Here is an 11528-nt window from a genome sequence, read left to right as displayed (position 1 = left end):
AGGGGACGTTGACGGTGACGGTCCAGTTGCTGGAGCCGGAGACCGCGACGTTGAGGTTGTAGCGGTCGCTCCAGGACTGGCCGGCCGACAGCGTCGCGGTGCACCCGCCGGTGCCACCGCCACCACCACCGCCTCCACCGCCTCCGGAGCCGTCGCCGTCAGGGGCGACGGCGCGGCCGGTCTGCGGGGAGATCATGCCGGCGCACAGGCCCTTGCTCGCCAGCATCTGCGCGATGCGCGGGATGGCGGCGAGCGTGTTGGCGGGCCACTCGTGCATGAGGATGATCTGGCCGTTGGTGAGCCGGGAGTTGGCCTGCACGATGGCGTCGGTGCTGGCGCCGTTCCAGTCCTGGGAGTCGACGTCCCAGATGATCTGGGTCAGGCCGTACTTGGCCTCGACCGATTGCAGGGTCGAGTTGGTCTCACCGTAGGGCGGGCGGAACAGCTTCGGGGTGCCGCCGCCCGCGTTGGCGATGGCCTGCTGAGTCCGGGAGACCTCCGAGTCGATCTGCGACTGGCTCTCCTGGATCAGGTGCGGGTGGGTGTAGCTGTGGTTCCCCACCCACATGCCGGCGTTCACCTCGGCCTGGACCTGGGACGGGTAGGCGGCGGCGTACTGGCCCTCGTTGAACATCGTGGCCCGCAGACCGTTCTGCCGTAGAGCGCTGAGGATGGCAGGGGTGTGGTCGTTGGAGGGGCCGTCATCGAAGGTGAGTCCGACGTACCCGTTGCAGGTCGCGGCGTGCGCCGGGACGGTGGCGCCCGTGACGGCGACCGTGCTCGCCACGGTCATCGCGGCCGTGGCCAGGGCGGTGACCAGGGAGCGTTTCGACAGGAGCGGTCTGATGCGCATCCGAGTGACTCCTTCAAACCCTGGTCAGCTCGAACTGCAGGAGACGCTGGGCCAGGTGGTGCTGCCGTTCTTCTGGATGGTCATGCCCCAGTTGTTGCCGCTGCCGTTGGGGGTGGCGACGAGGGTTTGGGCGTTGGGGTAGCCGGCGTTGATGTTCCAGGTGGCCATGACCTTTTCGGGTGAGGGGACGTTGACGGTGACGGTCCAGTTGCTGGAGCCGGAGACCGCGACGTTGAGGTTGTAGCGGTCGCTCCAGGACTGGCCGGCCGACAGCGTCGCGGTGCACCCGCCGGTGCCACCGCCACCACCGCCTCCACCACCACCGCCTCCACCGCCGCTGCCGGAGTCACCGACGGTGATGTTGGAGTTGCCGCTGCTCTGGTAGCCCTCGGTGGCGAGGATCATGTAGTTGAAGGTGCCCAGGTTCATGCCGTGGCTGGCCCAGGCGTCGAAGTGGTTGCCGGTGGTGATGGTGCCGCCGGTCCTCCGGGACTGCCGGACGCTCCAGTACTGGTTGAAGGTCGCGGTGCCGATGATGGACGGGGCGTTGTAGCGGGTGGTCTCGTAGATGTCGTAGGTGCCGCCGTCGCTGGTGACGGTGCCCTTGTAGGTGCCGGTGGGCCGGTAGGACCCGTAGTTGTCGACGATGTAGTACTCCACCAGCGGGTTGGTGGTCCACCCGTACAGGGACAGGTAGGCGTTCCCGGAGGGGTTGAAGCTGCCGGAGTAGTTCACCGCGCGCCGTCCGCCGGTGCTCCAGCCCTTGCCGGCGACGAAGTTGCCGACGTTGCTCCATTGGGTGCTGTAGCTGCCGCCGCCCTTCAGGGTCATCGAGCTCGAGCCGCCACCGTCGGTCCAGAACGAGTAGTAGTAGCCGCCGTCGTTGCCGGTCTGGCTGGAGGTGATGGTCGTGTCGGCGTACGCGGTGCCGGGCATGATCGCGGCGGCCGCCGCGAGTACGACGGCACAGGCGGTGCGGACGAGCGATCTGGTGCGGCCGCGTCTGCGGATCTTGCGGTGTGCGGGGGCGTCGTTCATGTGCGCGTTTCCTCCTCATGAACGCTGGCGAGGGCTCGGCCGTCGACCCGCCGCCGGAACCGCCGAAGCGGCGGCTCTGACGGCGGCAACTGCCGATCGATGAGCGAGTATGCGCCGGTGTTAAGAGCGCGTCAACGATAGATTTCGAAAGATTTCAGGAAGTCCGTGAACGGCGCGTTATCCTGCATGCCAGGTGACCTGGGCTGTCTGAGAGATGGGCGAGGTGGTGATCGCGTGAAAATCGATGAAATCTCGAGCTCAATAGGCGACGACTCGAAACATTTCGAAGCTCGGTCGGCTTTCAGCGATCATCGAACCCGGGCATGGATCGACAGCGCAGAATCGACGTATGAAGCTCGTCAAGTACGGACATGCCTGCGTGCGCATCGAGAAGGACGGCCGGTCACTCGTCATCGATCCCGGGGGAATGACGCCCGAGCCGGAGGTTCTGACCGGTGTGGACGCCGTTCTCGTGACCCATGAGCACTTCGACCACCTCGACGCTGATCGCCTGCGTGCGGCGGTGGGCGAGAACCCGGACCTGACCGTGCACACCTGCCCTGGCGTCGCCCGGCACCTGGCCGACCTCGGCGACCGAGTCCAGGCGGGTGAGGCCATCGAGCTGAGCTGAGGATCCCCTCTTGCGGCCGAAGAGGCGTCACCCCACGTCCGGCGGTCGGGCCGGGGCTCGGTGTCAGGCCGGACGGTCGCGCTGGGCGCGCAGGCGCAGGCGGGTCGTGATGTTGACCCAGAGGGCGTGGATGATTCCGGCGGGCCATGAGAGCAGCCAGAGCACCATGCCCGTCGTCGAGGCCGGGGTGTCCTTGTCCTGGGGCGCGCTGCCGATGAGCGCGAAGGCGACGACCGTCAGGGTGAGGTAGATCGCGGCGGCGACGAGCCACGCCGGCCGCCGGTGCCGGGCGGCGATGTAGGCGAACGACAGCCAGGTGCCCAGGCCCAGCAGCAGGGTGGGCAGCATCCAGAGACTGTGCAGCACCTTCCAGCCGTATCCACGCGGAGGATCCATCGTCGGCGGTCCGGCCGCCATTCGGGGATCCGGCCACCCGCTGACCGGCTGGGGTCCGTAGGCGGGCAGCGGACCGCCGAGGTCCGGCGCGCCCATGACGGACACGCCGCCCGGCTGCCAGGAGCCGCCGCCCACCGCCGGCACCCCGGCCGACGGCACGGCGTGTGCCGACGGTGTGCCGTGTGATGCCGCGGCCTGGGATGGCGCGGCGTGCGATGACGGCGCGGCGTGGGAGGGGTGGGAGTGGGCCGCCGGCCAGGACCTGTGGATCGGCTGATCGGCGGAGGTGGGCCGGGGGGCGATCACCGGCGGCCGGTCGTGGGGGCCGGTCAGCCGGACGAGGGCGCGGGAGTACAGGTGCGTGCCGCTCTGCCGGCCGCCCGTCAGATCGATGTCCCCGAGCGGGCCCGGCGGGCCGACGTGGGGCATCAAGCGGTCGTACGTCTCCCGGGCGTCCGCGGGCCGCCGCGCCGGGTCCTTCTCCAGCAACTGCCGGAGCAGGGCGTTCAGGTCCGGCGGCAGGTCGTCGCGGTGCAGCGGGGCGGGAGCCTGTTCGAGCAGGAGGTGCATCAGCTCGGCCGGGGAGCCGGCCGTGAAGACGCGGTGGCCGGCGAGCATCTCGTACAGGACGCACCCGAGCGCGTACAGATCCGTGCGCGCCGTCACCGGCCGGCCGTGCAGCTGTTCGGGCGCCATGTAGGCGAGTGTGCCGACGGGCTGCCCGGTCCGGGTGATGCGGGAGATCGTGGACTGGTCGACGAGCGCGGCCACGCCGAAGTCGAGCACCTTGACGGCGCCGTCGCCGGTGAGCATGAGGTTCTGTGGTTTCACGTCCCGGTGGACGAGGCCGCCCTGGTGGGCGGCGGCCAGCACGGCGGTGACCTGCGCCGCGATCCCGGCGGCCCAGGCGACCGGGAGCGGCCCCTCCTCGGCCATGAGGTCGCCGAGTGTACGGCCCTTGACGAGCTCGAGGACGAGGAACAGCCCGTCCTCGTAGGTGCCGGCGTCGTAGACGGCGGGGACGCCGGGGGTCCGCAGCCCGGCGGTGACGGCGGCCTCGCGGGCGAACCGGCGGGCGAGTTCGTCCGGGTCGGTGTGGCCGGCCAGGGCGTCGTCGGTGAGGAGCTTGACGGCCACCGGGCGTTTCAGCCGCCGGTCCTCGCCCTCCCAGACCTGGCCCATGCCGCCGCGGCCGAGCGGGCTCAGCAGCTCGTAGCGCCCGGCCAGCACCGTGTGCGGCCCCAACGTCCCGTCCCCTCGCCGTGGTGATCGACGCCCGAACCCTACGGGTTCGCGGGGGGAGATGTCTCGTTCGGGGGAGCGAGGGTGCCTTCGGCGACACCGTCGGCCAGGAGTTGCGCCAGTTCGGTGCCCATGGCGACGGTGGAGCGCAGGGCCGACTCGAACTCGGCCATGCGGCGGAACGCGGCGCCGTACCGGCGCTGGTCCTCCAGCGGCAGCCGGGGCACCTGCGCGCGCCGGATGTCGGCGCGGCCGATCGTCCCGGTGGACTGGACGATGGACGTCCGGGCGTTCGCGGAGCTGCGCAGGACGCCCGCGATGAAGTGCGGGTCCAGGTGCCGGGGGTCGACGCGCAGGAGGCTCAGCTGCGGCCCGAGCAGCGGTCCGCCGGTCTCGGCGACCCGTACGACGAACCTCCGGGCGACCGCGGCGACCAGCACGTCGCCGGCCTGGATGGGGATCCAGCGGGTGTCGCCGCGCGCGGCCCGGCCCGTCGGGGCGCGGCCCTCGGCGACGTCCTCGGCGGTGAGCAGGGGCGGATCGTCGCCGCCGTCCTCGGTGTCCCCGCGCATCGGCGCCTGGTGGATCGTCAGGTACCCGATGCGGGCGAGCTCCGACAGGGGGACCGACCGGGCCTCGCGGCGCTCGGCCGCGGGGGACAGCGCCGGTACGAGGCGGCCGGCCTTGCCGAGCGTCGCGGCCAGGCGGTCGTGGGTCGCCGTGAAGCGCTCGGCGGTGTGGTCGGTCCGGGCGGGTGAGATGTGGCGGGACGGCGTGAGGTCGACCTCCTCGTCCAGCAGGTCGATGACGGGAACGGCCCGGCTGACGCCCGGTTCGTCGTGGCCGGGGTCGTTCGCGTGCCGCCGCCACGTGGCGACGACCGTCTCCGGGTCGGCGCTGTCGATCATCAGGACGGTCGCCGGGGGAGTGTCCTCGGGAGGCCGCAGCATCCAGAGGTGGTGGGTCGCGGACAGGCCGGCCACGGCGCGCAGCGCTCCCTTGCGGAGCAGTTCGGCCCGGATGCGGCGGCCCGAACGGCGTCCGGCCGCGACGGCGGGCATGAGGACCACCGCGCGCCCGCCCGGCCCGAGATGCGCGAGGGCGTGCTGCACCCACGCCAGCTCCGGCTCCAGGCGCGGCGGCAGGCCGTACTCCCAGCGCGGGTCCGTCCTGAGCTCCTCGTGCCCCCACGCGCGCTCGTGGAAGGGCGGATCGCACAGCACGGCGTCGGCCAGGACACCGGGGAACGCGTCCTCTCGCAGCGAGTCGCCCTCCCGGACGCCGGGGTCCGCGCCGAGGAGGGTCAGCCGGACGGCGGCGAGCCGGGTGACGTCCCCGTCGGCGTCCTGGCCCAGGAGACGGCGCGGCTCGCCGGAGTCGCCCAGCATGGCGAGGAGGAGATCACCGGTGCCGCAGGCGGGGTCGAGGACGGTACGGGCGTCGCCGGCGAGGGCCGCCATCAGCGCGGGGATCTCCGGGGGAGTGGCCGAGACACGGCGGGCCTGCGTCTCCCGGTAGCGGCCGAAGAGGAACTCGAACGCCGCGACCGGGCCACGGGCGGCGGCGAGTTCGGTCACCGCCCGGGCCGTCTCGGCGCTCAGCGGCTCCGGGGATCGCCCGGCAGGCGGGGCGCCGGCCGCATGGTGGTCCAGGAGCAGCTCGCCCGCGTCGGCCAGGACCTCGGCGACGCGCAGATCGTCGGGGGCCTCGGCCCGCAGCCGTTGCCAGACCCGTTCCTCCAGCGGGAGCTCGTCGAGTTTGTGCTGGTCGCGCAGCCACGCCTCGACGTCGGCGAGCGCGAAGACGGGACTGGTCGGGGTGCCCCCGACGGGCTGGGGGAAGTCGGGATGCCGGCGGCGCCAGTTGCTCACGGCCGCCCGGCCGACGCCCGCCAGCCGGGCGATGTCCGCGGCGCTGACGGTTGCCTCGTCCTGCACGGTGCGTCGTTCCCTTCACGGTCCAGCACGCGACCCGGCGTACGGCCGCCACGTGATCACGTTACCGCCCTCCGATCGAACAGTCGACCACACCCGTCTCAGTTGTTAATTGGATTCACATGTGCTTTTCTTGGCGATCGCCGGAACCATCAGGCTCCGGGTGAGCATGATCAACTACTTCCAGCCTGGAGACCGGAGATGAAGATCCCCCCTGCCCGTGGTGTCCGGACCGGCGCCGTCCTCGCCGCCGCCTCGGCCGCCGTTCTCGCGGTGGGCGGCTGCCAGAGCGGCGGCGGTAAGGACGACTCGGCCGGTTCCAAGGCCTCTTCCGCGCCGACGGCGGCGGCCGGGACGAAGGCGCTGAAGGGCTCCACCCTGAAGACCCTCCTGCTGCCGGCCACGGCGATGCCGAAGGGCTTCCACCTCAGCCCCGACGGCTCGCGGGACACCGGCGACGGGCACATGCAGGTCGCCAACAGCCCCGTTCCGGCCGCGAAGGCCTGCGAGGTGCTCGGCCAGACCTCCTGGATCCGGGTCGCGAACCTCAACGGCGCGGCCTTCGCGCAGAACGACTACGGCGACGCCTCGCAGAGCCAGCAGATCGCGCAGGAGATCGACACCTACAAGGGCGACGGCGCGCGCCAGGTGATGGCGAAACTGCGCAAGGTGTTCGCCCACTGCGCGACGTTCACCGACCGGTCGGGCGGCACGCCGGTCAAGGTCAGGCTGCGGACCGTCATCCTGCACGGCGCGGGTGACGAGGGCCTCAAGGCCGTCGAGACGTCCCCCACCTGGGAGGGCGGCATGACCCTGGCGGCCGTCCGGGTCGGCGACGCGGTCGTGACCACGCTGTACAGCTCCAGCCACGCGGACAAGGGCGCCGCCGCGGTCACCATGGCGGCGAAGATCGCGAAGAAGGTCCAGGCCGCGAGCTGACCGCACGCCCCGGCGGCCGCCATCGCGGGGGCGGGCGACCGCCGGGGCGGACTCATGAGTTCCCGCTTGCGTCTCTGATGGCTAGCCGTTATCTATATGGCTAACCGTTAGAGGTGATCACTCGTGCAGGACGTCGTGCTGGCGCTGCTGGCCAAGGAGCCGTCCCACGGCTACGAGCTGCGGGCCCGGCTTCAGGAGGCCCTCGGCCCGATGGGGGACGCGCTCAACGCCGGGCAGGTCTACGTCACCCTCACCCGGCTGGAGAAGGCCGGCCTGGTCACGGCCGAGCACGTCGGCCAGGCCCACCGGCCCGACCGGAAGGTGTACGCGCTGACGGCCGAGGGCCGCGAGCGCGTCGGCGCCTGGCTCACGGACCTGACCTGGGGCCGACCGAGCGAGTTCCACCTGAAGCTGGTCGCCGCCGCGGCGGCCCGGCTCGCCGACCCGGTGGACCTCGTGGAGGCCCAGCGCGGTGAACTGCTGCGCCGGCTGGCCGACGTCCAGCGCGCCGCCCTGAACGAGCCGGACGGCTCGGCGGCGGCGCTGCTCATCGAGGGCGTCACCCTGCGGCTGGAGGCCGACCTGCGCTGGCTCGACGCCTGCGCCCGGTACTGGGAGCGGAAGGGCTGACCATGGTGACACTGCGGGCTCGCGGGCTGCGCAAGGAGTACGGCAGGGGAACGGGGCTGGTCCGCGCGGTCGACCACGTCGACCTGGACGTGGAGGCCGGCGAGACCGTGGCCGTCGTGGGGCCGAGCGGATGCGGCAAGTCGACGCTGCTCCACCTGCTCGGCGGCCTCGAACGGCCGACGGGCGGGGAGCTGTGGCTGGACGACCGGCGGATCGACCGCATGTCGGAGACCGAGCTCGCACGCCTGCGCCGGCACGCGATCGGATTCGTGTTCCAGGCGTTCGAGCTCGTGGACGAGCTCACCGCGCGGGAGAACGTCGAGCTGCCCGCCCTGCTCGCCGGCGTGAGCCCCCGCGTCGCGCGGCGGCACGCCGCCGCGCTGCTGGAGCGGGTCGGCCTTGCGGAGCGGGCGGCGCATCTGCCCGCGGCGCTGTCCGGCGGGCAGCGGCAGCGGGTCGCGGTCGCCCGCGCCCTGATCGGCCGCCCGCGGATCGTGCTGGCCGACGAGCCCACCGGCAACCTCGACAGCGCCGCGACCACCGAGGTGCTGCGGTTGTTCGCCGCCCTGCGGGCCGAGGGCCAGACGCTGCTGCTGGTCACGCACGACGCACGGGTCGCGGCCACCGCCGACCGCGTGATCACCATGCGGGACGGCGCGCTCGTCGGCCGGACGAACCTGACCGGCGCCGGCGGCGGGCTCGGCGCGTTCGCGGGGCTGGAGGGCTGATGGGCGCTCTCGTACTGGTGGCCCGGCTGGCGCTGCGCGACCTGCGCCGCCGGCGGGCCGAGGCGCTGATCCTGCTGATCGCGCTCGCGGCGACCACGACCACGCTCGCCCTCGGCCGTACGGTCGGCGGCGCGGCCGACCGGCCCTGGGAGCGCACGCGCGCGGCGACTGCCGGGCCCGACGCCGTGGCGACGTCCGAGCGCGCCGCGGACCTCGCCGCGCTCGCGCACGCCCCCGGCGTGACCGCCTCGGCCGGGCCGTACGCCATGGTCTCCGTCGACGACCTGCGGGTCCGGGACGTCCGCGTCGCCGCCGTCGTGCAGGGCCGCGACGGCGCCGGCGGGCCCGTCGACCGGCCGCGGCTGACCTCTGGGACGTGGGCGCGCCGCGGCGGGGTCGTCGTCGAACGCGCCTTCGCCACCGCCCTGAAGGTACGGCCCGGCGACGCGCTGACCATCGCGGGCCGCCGCCTGACCGTCGCGGGCGTCGCCGTGACGGCCGGCCGGGTCCCCTATCCCTCCAGCACCCCGGGGCTGGTCTGGGCCACCAGGGCCGACCTTCGCCGGCTCGGCCGGCCGGTGACCTCCCACGTGATGCCGCTCCGCCTGGCGGACCCCGCCGCCGCCCCCGCGTTCGCCACCGCCCACCGGGGCGTCCGCACCTGGCAGGACATGGGCGCGTACGCGACCGCCGAACTGCACCTCGTCGACCGGGCGCTCATGGTCGGGACCTGGGCGCTCGCCCTGCTCGCGGTCGCCTGCGTCACCGTCCTCGTGGGCGGGCGTCTCGCCGACCAGACGCGGCGCGTCGGCCTGCTCAAGGCCGTGGGGGCGACGCCCCGGATCGTCGCGGCCGTGCTGCTCGCCGAGTACGTCGTCCTGGCGGTGGCCGCCTCCGCCGTCGGCCTGGTCGCCGGCCGGGCGGCCGCGCCGCTCCTGGCGCGGCCGAGCGCGGGACTGATCGGGGGGCACCGTCCCGGCCTGACCGCCGGGACCGCCGTCCTGGTCCTGGCCGTCGCGGTGCTGGTGACCGGGGTGGCGACCGTGGTCCCCGCCGTCCGGGGGACCAGGATGAGCACCGTGCGCGCCCTGGCCGGTCCGGCGCGCGCGCCACGGCGTTCGGCGGGGCTGATCCGGCTGTCCGCCCGGCTCCCCGTGCCGCTGCTGATCGGCCTGCGGCTGGCGGCCCGGCGGCCGCGCCGGTCCGCGCTCGCGCTGGCCAGCCTGGCGGTCACCGCGGCGATGGTGGTCGCGGCGATCGCCCTGCACGGCGACATCGCCCGTAAGGACGCCGGGGCCACCGGCCCGATGTTCGTGCCGGGGGCGGAGAACCCGGTGACCCGGCAGGTGAACGACGTCGTGCTCATCATGACGCTCGCGCTCCTGCTCCTCGCGGCGGTCAACGCGGTACTGATCGCGTGGGCCGGTTCGGTCGACGCCCGGCGGCCGGGCGCGCTCGTCCGCGCCCTCGGCGCGACACCGGGCCAGGTGACGGCGGGACTGTCGGCGGCACAGCTCTTCCCGGCGGCCCTCGCCGGCGCGCTGGGGATCCCGCTGGGGCTCGTCGTCTACGCCGGCGCCCGGGCCGCCGCGGGCGTTCCGGGCGGGAACGCGATCCCGTACGCCTGGCTGCCCGCCGTGATCCCCGGGACGATCGTCGCGGTCGCCCTGCTCACCGCCCTGCCCGCCCGGCTGTCCGGCCGGCGTCCCATCGCCGAGGCCCTGCGCGCCGAGTGACGCGGCGGTCCGCCGGGGGCGCCGTCCCGCCCGCGGGTTTCGACGGCGTGGCCGGGGAATCGGGGGAGCATGGCCAAATTCGGATACTTCCTCTCGTGTGAAGAGCACTCGCCGAAAGAACTGGTCCGGCAGGCGAAGCTGGCCGAGCAGGCGGGCTTCGAGGCCCTGTGGATCTCCGACCACTACCATCCGTGGCTCGACGAGCAGGGGCAGAGCCCGTTCGTGTGGTCGGTCATCGGCGCCCTGTCCCAGGTCACCTCGCTGCCGATCACGACGGCGGTGACCTGCCCGCTGGTCCGTACGCCGCCGGCGATCGTCGCGCAGGCCGCCGCGACCAGCGCCGTCCTCACCGACGGCCGGTTCGTGCTCGGCGTGGGCACCGGGGAGGCGCTGAACGAGCACATCGTCGAGTCGCGCTGGCCCCCGGCCGAGGAACGCCAGGAGATGCTCGAAGAGGCCGTCGAGGTGATGCGGGAGCTGTGGACCGGGAGGCTCGTCAGCCACCACGGGCGGCACTACAACGTCGACACGGCCCGGCTGTACACCCTTCCCGACGAGCCGCCGCCGATCTACATGTCCGGTTTCGGGGACAAGGCCGCGACGCTCGCGGGGCGGATCGCCGATGGGTTCGTGTGCACCATGCCGGACCGGGACCTGCTGGAGACCTTCCGGTCGGCCGGGGGTGCGGGCAAGCCGGCGCAGGGCGGCCTGAAGGTCTGCTGGGGCCGGGACGCCGCGAGCGCCCGCAAGACCGCGCACCGGCTGTGGCCGAACGAGCAGCTCCCCGGCGAGGCCGCCCAGCTGCTGCCGCTGCCGCGGCACTTCGAGGAGCTGTCGCAGGTCGTCACCGAGGAGATGATCGAAGAGAACCTGCCCTGCGGCCCGGACCCGGAGCGGCACATCCAGGCGGTCCGCGCGTACGTCGACGCGGGCTACGACGAGGTCTACGTCAACCAGATCGGCCCGGACCAGGAGGAGTTCTTCTCCTTCTACGCCGAGCAGGTCCTGCCCGAACTCACCTGACCGTAAGTCCGCCCGCCCGAAAGGTGTGAGATCGGCGGCGAGGGTAGGGGACCGACGAGGAGGGAACGCCATGCCGTACCACCAGGTCGCCTATATCGGGGCGACTCACAACCCACTCGGCCATGTGACGAGCGTCGGCGTGCTGGGGATCGTCGGCTGCATCGCGGCCGTACTCGTGATCATGACGTGGATCTTCATGGTGATCCGCGCGTCCCGGAACCCGACCCAGAGCGGCGCGCGTGGCCAGGGCACCAAGCGCGGCGACAACACGGGCGGCGTGGTCGCCGGCAGCCCCGCCCAGGTGAACCGCCGCGACGAGGCCCCCCGGCAGGAATGACACCCGGCGCGACTCGAACCAGGCAGACCGCGACGAGGCCG

11 protein-coding genes are annotated in these 11528 nt (G+C 73.1%); 7 read left to right on the top strand and 4 right to left on the bottom strand.

Annotated features, from left to right (window positions below):
* Together NDW01_RS20670 and NDW01_RS20665 are read right to left on the bottom strand one after the other, a co-directional pair.
* On the bottom strand, positions 1 to 853 hold an 853-nt coding region (locus tag NDW01_RS20670), incomplete at its 3' end, for a polysaccharide deacetylase family protein (RefSeq protein ID WP_252822889.1).
* 24 nt (positions 854 to 877) lie between these two features.
* The gene (locus NDW01_RS20665) at positions 878 to 1891 is read right to left on the bottom strand and encodes a glycoside hydrolase family 11 protein (RefSeq protein ID WP_252822888.1); all 1014 of its coding nucleotides are present in this window, start codon (positions 1889 to 1891) and stop codon (positions 878 to 880) included.
* Positions 1892 to 2240: 349 nt separating this feature from the next.
* On the opposite strand from NDW01_RS20665, the gene NDW01_RS20660 reads away from it, so the two are divergent.
* Entirely contained in the window at positions 2241 to 2522 is a 282-nt protein-coding gene (locus NDW01_RS20660) for an MBL fold metallo-hydrolase (RefSeq protein ID WP_252822887.1), read from the top strand.
* A gap of 63 nt (positions 2523 to 2585) precedes the next feature.
* Here the strand turns inward: NDW01_RS20660 and NDW01_RS20655 are convergent, their stop codons facing one another.
* Both NDW01_RS20655 and NDW01_RS20650 read right to left on the bottom strand, forming a co-directional pair.
* Positions 2586 to 4163 carry a serine/threonine-protein kinase gene (locus tag NDW01_RS20655; protein ID WP_252822886.1) on the bottom strand — a complete coding sequence of 526 codons (1578 nt, stop codon included), beginning with the start codon at positions 4161 to 4163 and terminating at the stop codon, positions 2586 to 2588.
* Between the two features lie 38 nt (positions 4164 to 4201).
* On the bottom strand, positions 4202 to 6097 hold the full coding sequence (locus tag NDW01_RS20650; protein WP_252822885.1) for an N-6 DNA methylase: 1896 nt from the start codon (positions 6095 to 6097) through the stop codon (positions 4202 to 4204).
* A gap of 198 nt (positions 6098 to 6295) precedes the next feature.
* Between NDW01_RS20650 and NDW01_RS20645 the strand changes: the two genes are divergently transcribed.
* The 6 genes from NDW01_RS20645 to NDW01_RS20620 all read left to right on the top strand — a co-directional run bounded on the left by NDW01_RS20645 (position 6296) and on the right by NDW01_RS20620 (position 11487).
* Positions 6296 to 7033: a hypothetical protein gene (locus tag NDW01_RS20645; protein ID WP_252822884.1), complete on the top strand. Its 738-nt coding sequence runs from the start codon at positions 6296 to 6298 to the stop codon at positions 7031 to 7033.
* A 123-nt stretch (positions 7034 to 7156) separates the two neighbouring features.
* On the top strand, positions 7157 to 7663 hold the full coding sequence (locus tag NDW01_RS20640; RefSeq protein WP_252822883.1) for a PadR family transcriptional regulator: 507 nt from the start codon (positions 7157 to 7159) through the stop codon (positions 7661 to 7663).
* A gap of 2 nt (positions 7664 to 7665) precedes the next feature.
* Positions 7666 to 8391, top strand: a complete 726-nt coding sequence (locus NDW01_RS20635; protein WP_252822882.1) for an ABC transporter ATP-binding protein — start codon at positions 7666 to 7668, stop codon at positions 8389 to 8391.
* Positions 8391 to 10127: an ABC transporter permease gene (locus NDW01_RS20630; RefSeq protein WP_252822881.1), complete on the top strand. Its 1737-nt coding sequence runs from the start codon at positions 8391 to 8393 to the stop codon at positions 10125 to 10127. Before NDW01_RS20635 ends, NDW01_RS20630 begins: the two co-directional genes overlap by 1 nt.
* A 69-nt stretch (positions 10128 to 10196) precedes the next feature.
* On the top strand, positions 10197 to 11150 hold the full coding sequence (locus NDW01_RS20625; protein ID WP_252822880.1) for an LLM class F420-dependent oxidoreductase: 954 nt from the start codon (positions 10197 to 10199) through the stop codon (positions 11148 to 11150).
* A gap of 70 nt (positions 11151 to 11220) precedes the next feature.
* Complete coding sequence (locus NDW01_RS20620; RefSeq protein WP_252822879.1) at positions 11221 to 11487, top strand: hypothetical protein; 267 nt, start codon at positions 11221 to 11223, stop codon at positions 11485 to 11487.
* Positions 11488 to 11528 lie beyond the last annotated feature (41 nt).

This window comes from Actinoallomurus soli (assembly GCF_024055715.1).
Classification (GTDB): Bacteria; Actinomycetota; Actinomycetes; order Streptosporangiales; family Streptosporangiaceae; genus Actinoallomurus; species Actinoallomurus soli.
The sequence above is the reverse complement of the archived record's forward strand: the minus strand, read 5'-3'. Positions and strand labels throughout refer to the sequence as shown.